General features: G+C 72.1%; 14 protein-coding genes and 1 pseudogene. 3 read left to right on the top strand and 12 right to left on the bottom strand.

Annotation, left to right across the window (positions count from 1 at the left end; all coding sequences use genetic code 11):
* Positions 1-192 precede the first annotated feature (192 nt).
* From OG718_RS42295 to infC, 9 genes and pseudogenes are all read right to left on the bottom strand, one after another.
* Positions 193-1,533: a transcriptional regulator gene (locus OG718_RS42295; RefSeq protein WP_143635558.1), complete on the bottom strand. Its 1,341-nt coding sequence runs from the start codon at positions 1,531-1,533 to the stop codon at positions 193-195.
* Between the two features lie 297 nt (positions 1,534-1,830).
* Positions 1,831-2,883, bottom strand: a complete 1,053-nt coding sequence (locus OG718_RS42290; protein WP_260695005.1) for a PP2C family protein-serine/threonine phosphatase — start codon at positions 2,881-2,883, stop codon at positions 1,831-1,833.
* A 492-nt stretch (positions 2,884-3,375) separates the two neighbouring features.
* Positions 3,376-5,877 carry a phenylalanine--tRNA ligase subunit beta gene (gene pheT, locus OG718_RS42285; RefSeq protein WP_328846664.1) on the bottom strand — a complete coding sequence of 834 codons (2,502 nt, stop codon included), beginning with the start codon at positions 5,875-5,877 and terminating at the stop codon, positions 3,376-3,378.
* Positions 5,877-7,007 carry a phenylalanine--tRNA ligase subunit alpha gene (gene pheS / locus OG718_RS42280; protein WP_328846663.1) on the bottom strand — a complete coding sequence of 377 codons (1,131 nt, stop codon included), beginning with the start codon at positions 7,005-7,007 and terminating at the stop codon, positions 5,877-5,879. Before pheS ends, pheT begins: the two co-directional genes overlap by 1 nt.
* Before the next feature lie 146 nt (positions 7,008-7,153).
* Entirely contained in the window at positions 7,154-8,299 is a 1,146-nt protein-coding gene (locus OG718_RS42275; RefSeq protein WP_143635565.1) for a sensor histidine kinase, read from the bottom strand.
* 78 nt (positions 8,300-8,377) lie between these two features.
* Entirely contained in the window at positions 8,378-9,220 is an 843-nt protein-coding gene (locus OG718_RS42270) for a TrmH family RNA methyltransferase (protein ID WP_143635567.1), read from the bottom strand.
* Positions 9,221-9,334: 114 nt separating this feature from the next.
* Entirely contained in the window at positions 9,335-9,718 is a 384-nt protein-coding gene (gene rplT, locus OG718_RS42265) for a 50S ribosomal protein L20 (protein WP_003970214.1), read from the bottom strand.
* A 95-nt stretch (positions 9,719-9,813) separates the two neighbouring features.
* Positions 9,814-10,008, bottom strand: coding sequence for a 50S ribosomal protein L35 (gene rpmI, locus OG718_RS42260; RefSeq protein WP_019065473.1), 195 nt, complete (start codon positions 10,006-10,008; stop codon positions 9,814-9,816).
* A gap of 130 nt (positions 10,009-10,138) precedes the next feature.
* Positions 10,139-10,847: pseudogene (infC, locus tag OG718_RS42255) on the bottom strand (translation initiation factor IF-3).
* A gap of 434 nt (positions 10,848-11,281) precedes the next feature.
* Between infC and OG718_RS42250 the strand changes: the two are divergent.
* Positions 11,282-11,638 (top strand): DUF1844 domain-containing protein, encoded by a 357-nt coding sequence (locus tag OG718_RS42250; RefSeq protein WP_055613892.1) that lies wholly within the window; start codon positions 11,282-11,284, stop codon positions 11,636-11,638.
* A 59-nt stretch (positions 11,639-11,697) separates the two neighbouring features.
* Here the strand turns inward: OG718_RS42250 and OG718_RS42245 are convergent, their stop codons facing one another.
* Positions 11,698-12,432 (bottom strand): SseB family protein, encoded by a 735-nt coding sequence (locus OG718_RS42245; RefSeq protein ID WP_143635569.1) that lies wholly within the window; start codon positions 12,430-12,432, stop codon positions 11,698-11,700.
* A 194-nt stretch (positions 12,433-12,626) separates the two neighbouring features.
* Here OG718_RS42245 and OG718_RS42240 point away from each other — a divergent pair, with 194 nt between their 5' ends.
* A complete protein-coding gene (locus tag OG718_RS42240; RefSeq protein WP_328846662.1) occupies positions 12,627-13,697 on the top strand; it encodes a serine hydrolase in 1,071 nt (356 codons plus the stop codon).
* A gap of 113 nt (positions 13,698-13,810) precedes the next feature.
* Here the strand turns inward: OG718_RS42240 and mycP are convergent, their stop codons facing one another.
* Together mycP and OG718_RS42230 are read right to left on the bottom strand one after the other, a co-directional pair.
* Complete coding sequence (gene mycP / locus OG718_RS42235; protein WP_328846661.1) at positions 13,811-14,989, bottom strand: type VII secretion-associated serine protease mycosin; 1,179 nt, start codon at positions 14,987-14,989, stop codon at positions 13,811-13,813.
* Entirely contained in the window at positions 14,986-16,266 is a 1,281-nt protein-coding gene (locus OG718_RS42230; protein WP_260694990.1) for a hypothetical protein, read from the bottom strand. The genes mycP and OG718_RS42230 overlap by 4 nt, the downstream gene beginning before the upstream one ends.
* 1,299 nt (positions 16,267-17,565) lie before the next feature.
* Between OG718_RS42230 and OG718_RS42225 the strand changes: the two genes are divergently transcribed.
* Positions 17,566-18,768, top strand: a complete 1,203-nt coding sequence (locus OG718_RS42225) for an amino acid deaminase/aldolase (RefSeq protein ID WP_143635575.1) — start codon at positions 17,566-17,568, stop codon at positions 18,766-18,768.
* Positions 18,769-18,778: the final 10 nt, after the last annotated feature.

The following is an 18,778-nucleotide window of genomic DNA, read 5'->3' as shown; positions in this document are numbered from 1 at the left end:
CGAGTAGATGGCAATATGGCAGCAGGAGCGTCCGCACAGCAGGCTCACAGCGGGCCGCTCGCAGCGCAGCGGTAGGCGCAGAGTTACCCACCGCGGGGAGGCTCGGGGGCTCCGGCGGTGGTTGGACGTCTTCCCTCACGGTTCCCCGGGACTCTCCCGGAGCTCTTCCCCGAGTTCCCCCACGGGCTCTTCCTAGAGCGGTACGCGCAGTGCCCCGTCGATGAGTTCAGCGGCTTCGGAGGTGCCCGCGCACCCGTTGGCCACCAGGTGTTCGCGTACCGCCCGCAGTCTGTCGCGCAGCCGCTGGGACTCCATCCCCCGCGCCCGCTCGGCCATTTCGACCGCGGTGACCACCGCCTTGTCGGCGTTGCCCTGGCGCAGTTCGATCTGGCTGAGCATGGCGAGCCGGTGCACCCTGCCCCGGTCGTGCGCCGGGTTGTCCACGGCCGCCGCGGCGTGCTCCCGCGCGGCCGTCAGGTCGCCGAGGCTCAGGAGGGCCTCCGCCACCTGTACGTTGACCAGCCCGGGTTGGACATAGCCGGTCTCGTCCGGTTCGTAGCCGCGCCGGATGCGCTCGGCGGCCTGCTCGGCACGCCGGATGCAGGACAGCGCGCTGCTGCCGTCGCCGAGGTGTGCGTACGCCTTGGCCTGCATCGCGTAGAGGTCCGACGCGAGCGCCGGAGTGATGTGCCGGCCCGCGGCGCGCAGCGCCGCCTCCGCGAAGGCGACCGCCTGCCGGTGCTCGCGCATGAAGAGCGCCTGGTTGACCAGGAGCGCGATGACATAGGCGCCAAGTCCTCTGTCCCCGCTGGCCTTCGCGAGTCTGAGCGCCTGGTGGAAGTACCGCTGGGCCAGGCCGTGCGCGTCGGAGTCGTAGGCGCAGATGCCCGCGATCGCCACCAGGCCGCCGGTGGCCCGGTGCAGCTGGCGGCCGGTGGCGTCGGTGTAGCTGCCCCTGAGGAGCGGCGCGGTCTCGGAGTTGAGGAAGCCGACGATGCGGGTACGGGTCGCCACGCCACCGGCCTTGCGGTACATCTGCTCGTAGTGGGCGCGGGCGGCGCGCAGCATCTCGATGTCGGACATGCTCACGCGGTGCCGTCCGCCGCGCGAGACGTCCACGTCCTCGGGCGGGTTCTCCCACTCCCACACGGGCATCACGGCGGGCGTGCCGGTGACTGCGGGGGCGCCGAGGATGTGCGGGCGCTGCTGTTCGTCGGAGCGCCACAGCGCGGTGGCGCGCTCCACGAATCCGGAGAGTGTGGTGCCGTGCGGGGTGGCCGGCTCGCCGGGCACCCCGAGGCCGATGTCGTCGAGTGTGACGGGCCGTTGGAGCCGGCCGGCGAGTACCTCGCAGATCAGGTCGGGTACCTGGCCGCGAGGTCGCTGCCCCTTCAACCAACGCGCCACGGCGGTGTGTTCGTAACGGAGTGCGAGGCCACGAGCCCGGCCTGCCTGGTTGACATGGGCGGCGAGTCCCGCGTGCGAGACGCCGGCCTCGTCGAGGATCGCGTCGAGCAGAGTGTTGGGCTGCATGAATGCCATCCGGTGGCTCGGTGCAGACGGTGCTGCTTAACGTAGCGCCTCCGTCTTCACACGGGGTGTGAACGGAGTGCCCGAATCCGGGCAGTACGCGCGCTGTTGCGGAGAGTTGCTACCCGGTTGACTGAATTGCCTCGTAAGAGGCCGGCCGGGCCGCCGGCTCCCCCTCGTACAGTGCGGCGGCCCGATTCGCGCCGTCCGCCCGGCTGCCTGCCCGACACTCCGTGGCGGGGCGGACGGCTCCGCCGGCTCGCGCCGCTGGGTTGGGCCGGACGGCCAAGCACCGGATGACTAGAGGTAATTGGTCGGCTGCGGGTCCATCGTGGCTTGCCGCGCAGTTCCCCGCGCCCCCAAGGGGGCCCGGACGTGCCGCCGATCGTTGCGTAGAACCAGTACGGCCACGTCGTCCGTCGGGAATCCTCCCGCGTGGCGCAGCAGTTGGGTGAAGACCGTGTGGAGTACGGACCGGGGCGAGAGCGGCTGGGAGCGGGAGGCCTCGGTCAGGGCGGTGCCCAGCGGAAAGAACCGGCCGTCGCTGTCGCGGGCGTCCTCGACGCCGTCTGTGTGCAGGAACAGCGCCTCGCCCGGCAGGAAGGGCCCGCAGCGGACGACGGGCAGCTCCGCGGGGAGGGGGAAGAGCCCGAGGGGAGGCAGGGGGTCGCCGACTGCGAGGTGCTCCGCGTGTCCTCGTACACCGGCCGGTCCGATGTGGTGGCGCAGCAGATACGGCCACGGGTGACCGCAGTTGAGGGCACGCATCTCGCCGTCCGGGCCGATCTCCAGGAGCAGCACGGTGACGAACTCCTCGGCGACCGGGTTGTCGGGGTCGAGCCCGGACGAGGGATGCTCGGCCTTCGCGCGCTCCCGCAGATGCCGGGCCATGGCGCGCTCCAGCCTCCGTAGTACGCCCGTGAGTTCGGCCTCGTCGTGGACGGCCTCGCGGAAGCTGCCGAGCACGGCGGCGACGGTGCCGAGGGCGGCGAGTCCGTGCCCGCGGACGTCGCCCATCACGATCCGCACACCGTGCTCGGTGCCGATCACCTCGTACAGGTCCCCCCCGACGGTGGCCCCGCGGTCGGCGGAGAACTGAGCCGCCGCGATGTTCAGGCCGTCGACGCGCGGGGGCAGCGGGCGAAGGAGGGCTCCCTGGGCGGCCCCCGCGACCTTGCGGATCTGCCGGAGTTCACGCAGCAGTCCTCGTCTGACGTGCAGCATCAGACCCGTGCCGACGGCGAAGAAGACGGCACAGGTGACGATCCGGGCGCCGAGCCCGTCCTCCTGGGCGAGCGGACAGGCCAGTTTGTACGTGATCGCCGCCGCGCCCCACACGGCGGGCAGCCCCATCTCCAGCCCCCGCCGCAGTCGTTGCTCGTCCCGGCCGAGCCGGCGGGCCTCGCAGCGTCCCAGCCGACGGGCCCGGGCACGGCGCAGTCTGTCGGCCTGTGTGCGGCCGAGCGTTCGGTATACGGCTTTCCGCCAACGAGTCCGGTGGCTCACCCCGGGCCTGGCCCGGCGGAGACCCCCAGCCTTGGTATGGATCATGCCGATGGCCCCCCTAAGGCCCTGTTCAGCGCAGGCACCGGCCTGTTCGGCCGGATCGATTCTGTCGACCGCCTGCCCCGATCGGCCCGGATCGCCCACACTTGTCACCCAAATGAGTGAGGTGACTACAAACAGCACCCAGAAGGGGCGCGGGGCTGTGACGTTTTGCGGCTCCGCCGCCAGGGCGCGACCAGCCACGGGCCCCTGAAAGGGGCGCGGGGAACTGCGCGACAAGCCACGGCACACCCGCGGCAAGCCGACAACCCGCAGTTCCCCGGCACCACTTACAAAGAGCTAGCTCCGAAGAACAGCCCCGGCACGCTCGCCCGCGAGGGCAACGGCGGCGTCACGCGCCGCGGAGGCCTCGTCCACGGTCAGCGTGCGATCGTCCGCGCGGAAGCGCAACGCGTACGCCAGCGACTTCCGCCCCTCGCCGAGCTGCTCACCCTCGTAGACGTCGAACAGCCGGATGGACTCCAGCAGTTCACCCGCCCCCTCACGGAGCGCGGCCTCGACGTCGGCCGCCGGGACGTCCCCGGAGACGACCAGCGCGACATCCTGCGTGGCGACCGGGAAGGTCGACACGTGGGGGCCCTTGGGCAGCCCCGCACTCGCCTGCTCCAGCACGTCCAGGTTCAGTTCCATCGCACAGGTGCGCGCGGGCAGCCCCAGGGCCTTGAGGACACGGGGGTGCAGCTCGCCCGCGTAACCGATGACCCGCTCGGTGCCGTCGACGACGACGGCGAGCTCGGCGCAGCGGCCCGGGTGCCACGGCCCGTACTGGCCCTGGCGCACGAGGAGTTCGGTCCCCGCCTCGTGGGCCAGGGTGCGCGCGGCCTCGACGGCGTCGGCCCAGTCGGCCGGGCGGCCCTTGCCCCACCAGCCGGCCTGCTCGCGGGCGCCCGCGAGGACGACGGCGGCGTGCCGGGGCTGGACGGGCAGCGCGTCGGTGAGGGACGCGATCTCCTCGTCCGTGGGACGACGGTCGACGGGCAGCCGCACCGCGACGCGCAGTTCGTCCTGCGGGTGGAAGACCAGGCCGGTCTCGAAGAGCGCCAGGTCGTGCGAGCCCCGCCCGTCGTTGCGGCGCAGGGCCTGAAGGAGGCCCGGCAGCAGCGTCGTACGGAGCGCGGGCTCCTCGTCGGAGAGCGGGTTGACCAGCTTGACGACCCGGCGCTTCGGGTCGTCGGCGGCCAGGCCGAGCTGGTCGAAGACGTGCTCGCCGATGAACGGGTAGTTCAGGGCCTCGACGTAGCCGGCGCCGGCCAGTGCGCGGCCGACCCGTCGGTGCAGCCGCTGCCGGTCGGTGAGGCCGAGGCCCGCCGGGGGCTTCGGCAGGGTCGAGGGCAGGTTCTCGTAGCCCTCGAGCCGGATGACCTCTTCGGCCAGGTCGTTCGGGTCCGTCAGGTCGGGCCGCCACGACGGGACGGTGACGATCAGCTCGTCCTGCCCGTAGACGTCGCAGCCGACCTGCTGGAGACGGCGTACGACGGTCTCGCGGCCGTAGTCGACGCCCGCGACCTTGTCCGGGTGGTTCGCCGGGATGCTGATGGTGTGCGGCGCCGAGGGCGCGATGACCTCGGTGACGCCCCCGTCGGCGGTGCCTCCCGCGAGGAGGACGAGCAGGTCGACCGTGCGCTGGGCGGCGGCGGACGTGGCCTCCGGGTCGACTCCCCGCTCGAAGCGCTTGGACGCCTCGGAGGCCAGCTTGTGACGGCGGGCCGTGCGCGCGATGGAGATCGGGTCGAAGTGCGCGGCCTCGACGACGACCTCGGTGGTGGTGCCCTCGGTGTCGTCGATCTCGGTGTTGGCACCGCCCATGACACCGGCCAGGCCGATCGGGCCGCGGTCGTCGGTGATCACCAGGTCCTCGGCGTCCAGCGTGCGCTTGGCGCCGTCGAGAGTGGTGAGCTTCTCGCCCGGCTCGGCCCGGCGCACACCGATCGCGCCCTGGACACGGGAGCGGTCGTACGCGTGCAGGGGCTGACCGAGTTCCAGCATCACGTAGTTGGTGATGTCGACGGCCAGCGAGATCGGGCGCATGCCCGCCTTCTGGAGGCGGCGCCGCAGCCAGATCGGGGAGCGCGCCTCGGGCGACAGACCGGTGACGGTGCGCGCGGTGAAACGGTCGCAGCCCCGCGGGTCGGAGACCTGCACGGGGTAGCCGAACGCGTTCGGACCCGGTACGTCGAGCAGCGCCGGGTCGCGCAGCGGCAGTCCGTACGCGGTGGCGGCCTCGCGGGCGACGCCGCGCATCGACAGCGCGTAGCCGCGGTCGGGCGTGACGGCGATGTCGAGGACCTCGTCGACGAGTTCGAGCAGCTCGACGGCGTCGGTGCCGACCTCGTGCTCGGGCGGCAGGACGATGATCCCGCCGCTGCCGTCGTCGCCCATGCCCAGCTCGTCGCCGGAGCAGATCATGCCGTGCGAGGTCTTGCCGTACGTCTTGCGCGCGGCGATCGCGAAGTTGCCGGGCAGCACGGCGCCGGGCAGGACCACGACGACCTTGTCGCCGACGGCGAAGTTGCGGGCGCCGCAGACGATCTCCTGCGGCTCACCGGTGCCGTTGGCCGTGCCGACGTCGACGGTGCAGAAGCGGATGGGCTTCTTGAAGCCCTCCAGCTCCTCGATGGTCAGCACCCGGCCGACGACGAGCGGCCCCTTGAGGTCGGCGCCGAGCTGCTCGACCCTCTCGACCTCCAGGCCGGCGGAAACGAGCTTGGCCTGCACATCGCGGCCGGTCTCGGTGGCGGGGAGGTCGACGTACTCCCGCAGCCAGGAAAGCGGGACCCGCATCAGATCTCCATCCCGAACGGCCGGGTGAACCGGACGTCACCCTCGACCATGTCTCGCATGTCTTCGACGTTGTGGCGGAACATCAGCATCCGCTCGATGCCGAACCCGAAGGCGAATCCGCTGTACTTGTCCGGGTCCACACCACAGGCGACGAGGACGCGGGGGTTGACCATGCCGCAGCCGCCCAGCTCGATCCAGCCCTCGGAGGAGCAGGTACGGCAGGGGCGGTCGGGGTTGCCGACGGACTCGCCCTTGCAGACGTAGCAGAGCATGTCCATCTCGGCGGACGGCTCGGTGAAGGGGAAGTAGTTCGGGCGCAGCCGGGTCTTCATGTCCGCGCCGAAGAGCGACTGGACCATGTGGTCCAGGGTGCCCTTGAGGTCGGCCATGGTCAGGCCCTCGTCGACGGCGAGCAGCTCGATCTGGTGGAAGACCGGGGTGTGCGTGGCGTCCAGCTCGTCCGTGCGGTACACACGGCCGGGGCACACGACGTAGACGGGCGGCTCACGGTCGAGCAGCGCACGGGCCTGCACGGGCGAGGTGTGCGTCCGCAGCACGACACCGGACTCGCCGTCGCCGTCGGCGCCCTTGGGGCCCTGCACGAAGAAGGTGTCCTGCATCTGCCGGGCCGGGTGGTCCGGGCCGAAGTTCAGGGCGTCGAAGTTGAACCACTCCGCCTCGACCTCGGGGCCCTCGGCGATCTCGTATCCCATGGACACGAAGACGTCCGCGACCCGCTCCATCATGGTGGTCAGCGGGTGCCGGGCGCCGGACGGTACGCGGTCGTGGGGCAGCGTGACGTCCACGGCCTCCTCGACCAGCACGCGTGCGTCGCGTTCGGCCTCCAGCTCGGCCTGGCGGCCGGAGAGCGCCTTGTTCACCGCGCCGCGGGCCTGGCCGACCAGCTTGCCGGCGGCGGCCTTGGCGTGCGGGGGCAGGGCGCCGATCTCGCGGTTGGCGAGCGCCAGCGGCGAGGCGCCGCCGGTGTGGGCGACCTTGGCCTCCTGGAGCGCGTCGAGGTCACCGGCGGCGGCGAAGGCGGCGAGCGCCTCGTCCCGCATGCGCTCGATCTCTTCCGGTTTCAGTGCCTCGACCTCAACAGGGTCGTACGACTTGTTCGGTGCCGACATCTCTTCCCGTGCTTCCGATTGGTTGGCCAACGGTCCCCGTCGCGACTCGCGGGACGCCCTGTCCCTGAAAAGGGGACGCAAAGGTGCCAAAGGCCGAGTCTAACGGGGGTGAGGTGTGCGAATGCGCCCGTGGGGGCCTCTCGGCGTTACTGCAGGTACGCCGGGGTGCCCACGGGCAACGTAAATCGGAACTGTGCGCCGCCCTCGGGCGCGCGGCCGACCGTGATGGTGCCGCCGTGGGCCTCGACGATGCCCTTGACGATGTAGAGGCCGAGGCCGGTGCCGCCGCGCTTGCTGCCCCGCCAGAAGCGGGTGAAGACGCGGTTCATGGACTCCTCCGGGATGCCGGGGCCTTCGTCGCTCACCGTGACCGACGTGCAGGCGTCCTCTCCTTCGCGGAGTGACGGCGCGGGCTCCACGTCGATGGTGACGGTTCCCTCGCCGTGCCGCACCGCATTTTCCAGCAGGTTGCTGAGCACCTGGTCGACCTTGTCCGGGTCGGCCCACAGATCGGGCAGGGGCTGGCCGATGCGGAGCAGGAAGCGGTCGGCCGACTGGCCGGAGGCGACGTACGCCTGGATGTGCCGACCGACGGCGGCACCTATGTCGACGGGCTGACGGCGCAGTTCGAGGCGCCCCGAGTCGATACGCGAGATGTCGAGAAGCTCGGCGATGAGGCGGGTGACCCGGTTGGCGTCCGCGTCGACCGTCTCCAGCATCAGCTTCTTCTGGTCGTCCGTGAACCGCTCCCACTTGGCGAGCAGCGTCGCGGTGAAGCCCTTCACGGAGGTGAGAGGCGAGCGCAGCTCGTGGGCGACCGTGGCGATCAGCTCGGCGTGGCTGCGCTCGGTGCGGCGGCGGGCCTCGGTGTCGCGGAGGGAGACGACGACGCGGCGGATCGGGCCGGTGGGCCGCACCCGTACGTACCGTGCGGAGACCAGGACCTCCCGGCCCCCGGGGAGCAGCAGATTGCGCTCGGGCTGTCCGACCCGGATCGCCAGCCCGCCGTACGGGTCGGTCAGCTGCCACCAGCGGCGGCCTTCGAGGTCCTCTAACGGCAGGGCCCATTCGAGATGCCGGCCGAGGGCGTCGGCGGCGGGAGTGGCGGTGATGCGGGCGGCCGCGGCGTTGAAGCAGATCACCCGGCCGCGCTCGTCGGCGATCACGAGTCCGTCCGGCAGTTCGTCGGGGTCGAGGCCGAGTTCGGCGAGATCGCCGTGCCGGGACGCGGGCGCGCTCCGCACGTCATGCGCCCGCAATGCGCTCTTCGCACCGCTCGTGCCGACACTCATCCCCGTACCCCACCTCTCGTCTGGCGCAGGGCCCCGAGCCCGTCACCCTACTAGCTGGGAGTGACGGAACGGACCCCCTCAGGAACCAGCACGGCGGGCACGCTGCGCACGAGCCGACGCGTAGAGACATACGGCGGCCGCCGTCGCGAGGTTCAAGCTTTCGGCCTTGCCGTGAATGGGTACGCGCACGACGGCGTCCGCCAGCGCACGCGTCTCCTCCGGGAGCCCCCATGCCTCGTTCCCGAAGACCCAGGCGGTGGGCCCGCTCATGGTGCCCTTGTCGAGTTCGTCGTCGAGGTCGTCGTCGCCCGCGCCGTCGGCGGCGAGAATCCGCACACCGGCGTCCTTCAGCCCTCGCACCGCGTGCTCCACGGGTACGCCGACCGCGACGGGCAGATGGAACAGCGAACCCACCGACGCCCGTACGGACTTGGGGTTGTAGAGGTCGACGGACGCGTCGGTGAGGACGACGGCGTCGGCGCCCGCGGCGTCGGCGCAGCGCAGGACGGTGCCGGCGTTCCCGGGGTCCCGGACGTTCGCCAGTACGGCGACCAGCCTGGGCCCGGCCTTGAGGATCTCCTCGAACGGCGTGTCCAGAAACCGGCAGATCCCGACGAGTCCCTGCGGGGTGACGGTCGTCGAGATGTCCGCGATCACGTCCTCGGCGGCGAGGTGCACCCGGGCCCCGGCGTCCCGGGCCTCCCCCACGATGTCGGCGTACCGCTCCGCGGCGTCCGGCGTCGCGAACAGCTCGACCAGTGTGGCGCCGGCTTCCCCCCGATGCCCGGCGGCCTCCCGCACGGCCTGCGGCCCCTCCGCGAGGAACAGCCGCTCCTTCCCCCGGAAGTTCCGCCTGGCAAGCCGCCGGGCGGCGGAAACGCGCGCGGAACGGGGGGAGATCAGCTCGGGGCCGACAGGCATGGGTTCACCTTTTGCTTCACAGGGGCATTTCGGGCGCAGCGCAAACACATATGGACCCGCAAGCCCTGGGGCGAGCGGGTCCACAAGCTGGTCCGGCCAAGGCCAGCGCGAGCGTCACGCAGCCTTCGGCGCGTTGACGTCCGACGGCAGGGCCTTCTGCGCGACCTCGACGAGCGCGGCGAACGCGTTGGCGTCGTTGACGGCCAGCTCGGCGAGGATCTTGCGGTCCACCTCGATGTTGGCGGCCTTCAGACCCTGGATGAGGCGGTTGTACGTCATGCCGTTCTGGCGGGCCGCAGCGTTGATGCGCTGGATCCACAGCTGACGGAAGTCACCCTTGCGCTTCTTGCGGTCGTTGTAGTTGTAGACCAGCGAGTGAGTGACCTGCTCCTTGGCCTTGCGGTACAGGCGCGAACGCTGACCGCGGTAGCCGGAGGCCGCCTCGAGGATTGCCCGGCGCTTCTTGTGGGCGTTGACTGCCCGCTTGACGCGTGCCACTTGTTAACTCCTTGTAGCGGGGCCGTGGTGGTCGTCACACGGCCCGAATTCGATTGGGTCCCGGTCCAGACGTACGGCGCCGAGGCGCCCGAACGTCACTTGCCGAGAAGCTTCTTGATCTTCTTGGCGTCGCCCGGGGCCATCTCGGCGTTGCCGGTGAGGCGGCGCGTGACGCGCGACGACTTGTGCTCGAGCAGGTGGCGCTTGCCGGCGCGCTCACGGAGCACCTTGCCGGAGCCGGTGATCTTGAAGCGCTTGCTGGCACCGCTGTGCGACTTGTTCTTCGGCATAGCGCCGTTCTCTCCTCGTCAGTGGCGCTCCTGTGCCCGGTCGTGAAACCGGGCACAACGGAACGTCATGTGTATCGGTTGACGTCCCCGGACTCGCGTCCGGGAACCCCCTTGGACTCGCGCCCCGGGATCAGGCCTCGGCGGAAGCCTCGGCCGGAGCCTCGGCGGTCTCCGTGTCGGCTTCGGCGACCTCTCCTTCGGAGATGTCGTCACCCGTGTGGTTCTGCGACTTGCCCGGGTTGGCCTTCGCCTCCGCCTTGCGGGCCGCCTGGGCCTCACGGGCTTCGGCCATCGCCTCGGTCTTCTTCTTGTGCGGGCCGAGAACCATGATCATGTTTCGGCCGTCCTGCTTCGGGTTGGACTCGACGAACCCGAGGTCCTCGACGTCCGAAGCGAGACGCTGCAGCAGTCGGTAGCCGAGTTCCGGCCGGGACTGCTCGCGACCACGGAACATGATCGTGATCTTGACCTTGTCGCCCTGCTTGAGGAACCGGACGACGTGACCCTTTTTGGTGTCGTAGTCGTGCGGGTCGATCTTCGGCCGGAGCTTCATTTCCTTGATGACCGTGTGCGCCTGGTTCTTGCGCGCCTCACGGGCCTTCATGGCCGACTCGTACTTGAACTTCCCGTAGTCCATGAGCTTGCAGACCGGGGGACGCGCGCTCGCAGCCACCTCGACCAGGTCGAGGTCGTACTCCTGCGCAAGTTCCAGGGCCTTGGCAAGCGGAACAATCCCGACCTGCTCGCCGCTGGGACCGACAAGTCGCACTTCGGGAACGCGAATCCGGTCGTTGATGCGGGGCTCGGTGCTGATGGATCCTCCTCGGATAGCACCACACGGACTGTCTGGCAAACAGCTCGCATACGTCTCTTTGACTGGACCAACCGCCGCGGCACATGAAAAATGCCCCGGACAGGACACAGGCGGTGGCTCCAAGAATGACCGGAGCACCGCCGCGGTGGCCCGCGGGGCGCATATCCAGCGACTCCATCGTCCGTACGGAACGATGGTGGCCGCCTGACCGGGTGACCCGCCGTCCCGGAGGACAGTCGGGTGGGAGATCGGAGCCTCCACTTGCGGGCCGGGCACAGGAGTGACCGGCCGGTCGTTACACAAGGTTAGCAGCTCCCCCGGGGTGGTGCGAATCGGCCTGCACGCACTGTTCTCCGGCAGTTCCCCGGGGCTACCGCGGGCGGAGGCCGCGAATCCCTCGCACGAGGGCCGGGGCTCCCGCGGGCGGAGGCCGACGGGCCGGGGCCTATCGTGTGGGGCATGAGTGAGACCCCTCCTGAGACCCCCGACTTCGACGCCATGACCCGCGACATCGCCGAGGTCCCCGCGGTCGAGGTCCTCGTGACGGTCGCCGTCAACCTGATGAGCGCCGCCGCCGTCAAGCTCGGTCTGACCGAGGAGGGCGACAAGTACAAGGACCTCGACGAGGCGCGCAAGCTGGTGCACGCGCTGGCCGGGCTGCTCGACGCGAGCGCGACCGAGATCAGCTCCTTCCACGCGGCCCCGCTGCGCGACGGCCTGAAGTCGCTGCAGCTGGCGTTCCGCGAGGCGTCGCTCGTCCCGGACGAGCCGGGCCAGGGCCCGGGCGAGAAGTACACGGGTCCGGTCTTCGGCTGACCCGTCCGGCTCCGCCCTTTCCGGCGTACGTCTCGGCTTCTTCCGACGTGTGTCTGCCTCTACTTCTGGCGTACGTACAGGGGCTCGCCCGGTGGCGTCGCCTCGGCCGGCAGGAGTGCCAGGTCGAGGCCGCGTACCAGGCGGGCCCTCAGTGTTTCGTCCGCGGCGAGCCGCTGGGCGACGGCCTGGGCTGTCTCGGCCGGGGCGGCGGACGGGTCCAGTACGAGGGCGAGGGTGCCGTCGGCCCGGCCTGGGCCGAGGTGGGCGCGGAGCACCAGGGGCTCGTCGGCGACCGCGGCGCGTACCGCGGCGACCACCGCGGGATCGGCCAGCGGGTCCGTCGTGGTGCGCCCTTCGGCGAGCGCCAGCAGGGCCGGGCCCGTCAGCTCGTACGGGACCGGGCCCGCCAGGTCGAGTACGACGGTGTCGGCCTTCTCGTGGGCGGCGGCCTGGAGGGCCTGGTGCAGGGGTACGGCCACGGGGCGGGCCTCGGGGTCCCATCGGGCCAGCGACTCGGTGGACGTGAAGGCGGGAAGGGCGGTCCGGTCGCCGGCCTTGAGGGTGGGGACGGCCATGTCGCTGGTCTTCTCGCGGCGCAGCCCGTTCTCGTCCTCCTCGACCTCGCCGAGCACGGCGACGACCGGGACCAGGAGCCGGGCCCCCTTCAGTGCGGCGAGGACGGGGCCGTGCGCCGACCGGTCCTCGGCCCAGGCCGTGAGCGCCGCGCTCAGCCGGGGGTCGGCGGAGCCGTCGTCGTCGGAGAAGCCGGGGTCGGGGATGTTCTTGTTCGCCACGGGCACCGACCCTATCGGTGGGCACCGGCGGTCCGTGCCGGTGGGCGGCACCGGCCCGTCCGGTGGGCCGATCGTGCGCTTTGCGCCGCTCGGAAACCCGGCGTTCACGGGGTTCACGGGTTTCTCAGGGATCGCTGACACGCTTCTAACATCCGTCTAACCGGGCGCACAGTGCCGGGGCCCACGATCGCGGCATGTTCCCCCACAGGGCTCGTCCGCGCGGTGGCCGTCCGTCCCGCCACAGGTCTCTCGTGTACGCCTCGGTCGCCTCCGTCGTGCTCGTGGGTGCCACGTCCTCGGGGACGATGTACGTGAAGGCGCAGGCACACGATGCCGAGGGGCTCGTATCGTCCTCGGTGTCGCCCGGTGCGGGGGCTTCGTCGGGGGCGACGGCAGCGATGGAGGCGACGGTGGAATCTTCGGCGGTGCCCACGGCTGCGGCGAAGGCGTCGGCAGCGCCCGCGTCGGCGTCTGCGTCTGCGTCTGCGGCCAGTCCCAGTCCCAGTCCCGTGGTGGACCGGGATGCGCTGCTCGCCGAGGCGGTGGAGGCCGTGGCCGTCGAGGACGGGGCGGCGGTGGCGGTGGCGGTGCTGGATGTGTCGTCCGGTGAGAGCGCGGTGTACGGGGACGGGGCGTTCGACACCGCGAGCATCGTGAAGGTCGACATTCTGGCCTCGGTGCTGTTGCGGGCGCGGGATGCGGGGCGAGGGCTCACCGCTCAGGAGAAGACGTACGCCGCCGCGATGATCCGGAACAGTGACAACGCGTCGGCGACCGCGCTGTGGACGGCGATCGGGCAGGCGGAGGGGTTGCGGGCGGCGAACGAGCGGTTCGGGCTGCTGGACACGGAGGGTGGGGACGGGGCGTTGTGGGGGCTTACGCAGACCACGGCCGCCGATCAACTCACCTTGTTGCGGCAGGTGTTCGGGGCGGAGTCGGAGTTGAGTGAGGCTTCCCGGGCATATCTGGCCGGGCTCATGGGGGAGATCGCCGTGGGGCAGGGCTGGGGGGTGTCTGCGGCCGCGTCTGGCGTGGGGGCCTCTGAAATCGCCCTGAAGAACGGGTGGTTGCCTCGGAGTGCGACCGGGTTGTGGGACATCAACAGCGTGGGGCGGGTGAGCGCGGGCGGCCGGGAGTATCTGGTGGCTGTCCTGTCCGACGGCAACTCGTCGAAGGAGAAGGGGGTTTCGCTGGTGGAGGCGGCTGCGAAGGCTGCGGTGGCTTGCTTCGAGGGGACCGACGCTCCCGCGAGGTCCGGCGGGTGAATGTGCGGGTCGTGGTGGGCTGGTCGCGCAGTTCCCCGCGCCCCTGAAGAACGTTGCCGCGCGGTGTGTTGTGTGCCGGTCGTTCTGGGCTGAGCGCGCAGTTCCTCGCGCCCCTATCGAGGCTCGGTCGGTTTTCTGCTGCCTCGCCAGAGGATGACGGCCACTACCAGGAGGACGCCGCCGGTGCTGCCTGCCAGGGGGCCCACCCAGGCTGAGGTGGGCCTGTCCTCCTTGGCGGTGTCGGGGCCCTTGCCGAAGTACTTGTTGTTGTGAGCCGCCGCCTTCAGGCCCTCGGGCTTCAGGTCGGAGCCTGCCTTGATGGCTGCCGCGGGGTCCACGAAGCCGAAGCCGCGGGAGTCGTCGCGGCCGCCGGTGGGGGCGTCGCGGGCCGTGTCCTCCAGGAGCTGCTTGATCTGGGCCGGGGACAGGCCCGGGTGGGCCGCCTTGATGAGGGCGACCGCCCCGGAGACGAAGGCCGACGCGGCACTCGTGCCCCAGCCCTCGTAGTACTTCCGGTCCGGATCGGCGATGACGACGTCGACACCGGGCGCGCTGACCGTGGCGTACCAGCGGCGGGTGGAGAACGAGGCGCGGGTGCCGTAGCGGTCGACGGCCGTCGCGGCGATGACGCCCGGGTAGGCCGCCGGGTACGAGATGTGGTCGCCCTTCTCGCCGCCGTTGCCGGCCGAGGCGACGACGACGGCGCCCTTCTTCAGGGCGTACTGGACGGCCGCGTCCTCGGAGGCCTCGGGGTGGGCGGACTTGGAGTCGTCGCCGAGGGAGAGGTTGATGACGTCGGCGTCGTGGTCGGCGGCCCACCGGATGCCTTCGGCGAGGGCGTTGCCGCGGGTGTTGCGGGCCTTGCCGCGGGCCGAGTCGCCGTCTTCGAGGATCACGCGGACGGGGAGGATCTTCGCCTCGGGGGCGATGCCCATGACTCCGTCGTCGTCGCCCGCGCCGTGACCGTGGCCCGCGATGATGCCGGCCATCGCGGTGCCGTGGCGGGCCCAGGGGCGATCGCCGCGGCCGGCGCCGAAGCCGACCATGTCCTTGCCGGTGAGGACGTTGCCCTCGAGGTCCGGGTGTTCGTCGTCGACTCCCGTGTCGAGGACGGCGACGGTGATGCCCTTGCCCTTCGACGTCTGCCACGCCTCCTGTGTGTGCATCGCGTCGAGGGCCCACTGCTTGGCGCGGATGCCGTCGGCGTGAGCGGCGGTGGCGGGCAGGAGGGCGACGGCGGCGGCCAGGAGGCCGACCACGAATCCCCTCCTGTGCAGGGCCCTGCGGGTCATGACGGCTTCTCCGTGGCCGAGTTGACGGTTTTCCGGAGGCTCCGCTCGATTCGGTCGGCGAGGCCCTGTGCGTCGTGGCCCAGGCCGCCCTGGGCGGCGGGTGTGGTGGCGTCGGCCTTCATCGCGTCCTCGGCGGGCTGCGGTTCGGTGACGGTACGGCCGTCGGCGAAGCCGGAGACGGCGTAGACGACGACCGGGGCGTCGGTCAGGACCGACACGGTCCAGGAGGCGCGCTGGTCGTCGCCGAACCCGGCGGCGAGGGTGCCCTGCGCCGCGTACGGGCGGGGCATGAGGTCGCGCCGCCGGTCGAGGCCCTGGGCGTTGAACCGGGCGCGCAGGGTGCCCATCGCCGCGGAGTCCGCCTTCGTGAACAGCAGGCCGACCGTGGTGACGTGGCTGCGGGTGGCGTCCGTGTAGGTCGCGCGCAGGAGGCGCAGACAGCCCGCGGGGGCGAGGGCCTTGCGCAGGAGCGGGTCGAAGGCGTCCTTGCAGCCGCTGTCCGGGGCCACGGCGATTCGGGTCCATGTGCGGTCGGCGCCGCCCGGGCCGGCGCCCTCGCCGTCGACGGTGGGCGGGAACAGTTCGTCCACGGGAATGCTGTGCCACAGATCCCCGGCAGCCGTGAACGCGTCCGGTGTCCCGGCCCCGCCCGCGCTGTCGCCGCTCAGCCAACTGCCCGTCACCGCACCGCCGATGAGCCCGAGCCCCAGCACGACGCAGGTCACCACGGCCGCGAGGCGGGGGCGTGGTCGGGCGCCTCCCGTGTGCGGCTGGACGGTGTCGTGGTCGAACGTGTCGGGGGCCGCGAGGGACACGAAGGGACGGTGGGCCGGGTCCGGGGGTTCGGTGACGTGCGGATTGGGGTCCGTGAAGGACTCCGCCGAGCCGGACAGGCGAATGTCCGGGCGGCGCGGGGCGCTGGGCGCCGGGGGTGGGTCGGGCGGGACGGGCCGGAGCCTGGTGGTGGTCTCCGTCGGGGTCTCCCAGGGGGCGCCGGTGCGCCGCGCGGAGGGGTGGAACGTGCTCGGCCGCGGCGGCACGGGCGGCCTGGCCGGGCGTTCCGCGGCACCCGGCCCGGACGGCGGCGCGACGCGGCGTTCGGCGGCGCCGGGCCGGGGCGCCGGAGTCTCAGGCCTCGGCGGGGCGAAGGGCCGAAGGGGCAGTCCGGAGCCGGGACGCTCCTGGGAGGTACCGCCGGCCGTCCGGGAGGCGCCGTCGGCCGTCCGCGGACCGGTGTCGGGGCGGGGCGGGGCGGACCTGCTCTCGCCGTTCGTCATCGGGCCGCGGGACTCGGCCGCGGGCCGCGCCGGACCGTCGCTCCCCCGCGTGCTCCGACCGGCCGCTCCCGGCCCTCCCGGTGCGTTCGCGGGACGCGGCGGGACCCCGGCCGTCCCCTCGGCGCTCCTCCTCGGAGCATGCGGATCCCCCGCCGGACGCTGCGGGAAGCCCGCCTGCTGCGGGCGCCCTGTGGCCGCCCCGGACTCGGTCGCCGGACGCGGCGGAGCACCCGCCCGCTCGACACGCCCCGTTCCCGCCCCGGACTCGGGAGCCGGACGCGGCGGAACGCCCGTGTGTTCGGCACGCCCCGTGCCCATCCCCGGCTCGTTCGCCGGACGCCGTGGGACATCGGCCCGGTCGGTGGTCCTCGGGGCCGCCCCGGGTTCACGCGCGGGACGAGGCGGAACGCCCGTCCGTTCGGTGCGTCCCGGAGTCGTCTGTTCGGTGCGTCCCGGGGTCGCCCCGGGGGCGTCGGCCGGGCGTGGTGGGCGAGCCGCGTTCTCCGGGGAGGTGCGTGGGCCGTTCGCCGGACGCGGCGGGACGGGCGGTTTGCCGGTCCGTTCCACGCGCGGGATGGCACCCGTGTCGGGCGGCGGTGTGTCCGGGAAGCGTGCCGAAGCGGGTGGCGGCGGGGGCATCTCGGGTTCGTGTCGCCGTTCGCCGGCGGGACGGAGGTTCGGGAAGCGGGACGCCGCGGCCGAGGACGTACCCCGGGGGCCGGTCCCGTCCGACGCGTGCGGCCGGTGCGGTGTGCCCGGGGCGCCGGAGCCCGGCCGAGTCCCCGCGCTGCCGGGCCTGGGCGGTACGTCTACGAAGTCGCGCCCGGCCGGAGAGTCCGTGTCATCGGCGTCGGACCCCTCGGGCCGCTGCGGAACACCCGCGGTCCCGGGCCGGTGCGACGCACGCCCCGGCCTCGCAGGCCCGAAGGCGTCGAACCAGGGCCGACGGTCCGGGCTCTCGGGCGCCTCGGCGGCGCCCCGGCCCGACGGCGTACCCGGGTTTCCCGTATCTCCAGACCCCTCGGACTGCTCTCGTCCGCTCTCCGCCGCGGGCTGCTCGGGGGGCGTCGAGGGCCGTGGAGGAATGGAGGCGCGGCGCGCTTCCGTGCTCATGCACCCCCCGTTTCCTCGGCCCCCGCGACCGGCCCGCCGAAGGATCCCCTCCGGATCCGTTCCCTGCTTGCGTGCGCGTCACTCTACGGGTTGACGCTGTGCGAGTGGGAACCAGTCGGCAGGCCCGGGGCATCTGCCCGGAACGTCCCCCTACCCTGCGGTAATCAGGTCTGGCAGGCTTCGCCCATGACTGCCCGCGCCGCAGACCGGGCCCGTTACGACCGGGCCACCGCTCACCTAGACGCACCCGTCGCCATCGTGGACTTGGAGGCCTTCGACGCCAACGCGGAGGATCTCGTGCGGAGGGCGGCAGGCAAGCCCGTACGCGTCGCGAGCAAGTCCGTGCGCTGCCGTGCGCTGCTCGAACGCGTGCTGGCCCGGGACGGCTTCGCCGGGATCATGTCGTTCACGCTCGCCGAGTCGCTGTGGCTGGCGCGCTCCGGCTTCGAGGACGTACTGCTCGCGTATCCGTCCGCGGACCGCAAGGCGTACGCGGAGCTCGCCGCCGATCCGAAGCTCGCGGCCGCCGTGACCGTCATGGTCGACGACCCGGCGCAGCTGAAGCTGATCGACGACGCCCGGGACGGCGGGCGCGAAGAGGTGCGTGTCTGCCTGGAGTTGGACACCGCGCTCAAGATGCTCGGCGGCCGGGTCCGGGTCGGCGCTCGCCGTTCGCCGCTGCACTCCCCCGCCCAGGTCGCCGAGATGGCTCGTACGGTCGCTCGTCGGCCCGGTTTCCGGCTCGTCGGGATCATGGCGTACGAGGGGCACATCGCGGGGGTCGGCGACTCCCTGCAGGGGCGGCCGCTGCGGTCGCGTGCGATCCGGCTGATGCAGGCCACGGCTCGCAAGGAGCTGGCGCAGCGCCGTGCGGACGTCGTGCGGGCGGTCCGGGCCGTCGTGCCGGACCTGGAGTTCGTCAACGGCGGTGGCACGGGCAGCGTCCAGCACACCGCGGCGGAGGACTCGGTGACCGAGATCGCGGCCGGGTCCGGGCTGTACCTGCCGCGGCTCTTCGACAACTACACGTCGTTCAGCGGGCGTCCGGCCGCGCTCTTCGCGCAGCCCGTCGTGCGCAGGCCGGGGGTGGGTGTGGTGACCGTCCTCGGCGGCGGCTACCCGGCGTCGGGTGCCGCGGGCCCCGACCGGTCGCCCGTGCCGTACCTGCCCGAGGGACTGCGGTACGACGCCCAGGAGGGGGCCGGCGAGGTGCAGACGCCGCTGCTCGGCTCGCCTGCGGACGATCTGCTGATCGGCGACAAGGTGTGGTTCCGGCACGCGAAGGCCGGGGAGCTGTGCGAGCGGTTCGACGTGCTGCGGCTCGTGGAGGGCGACGCGGTGACGGCGACGGTCCCGACCTATCGCGGGGAAGGCCACACGTTCCTGTAGCCGACAACCG

The organism is Streptomyces sp. NBC_00258, assembly GCF_036182465.1.
Lineage (GTDB): Bacteria > Actinomycetota > Actinomycetes > Streptomycetales > Streptomycetaceae > Streptomyces.
Note: the sequence above shows the minus strand (reverse complement) of the source record. Positions and strands in the feature narration are given on the sequence as shown.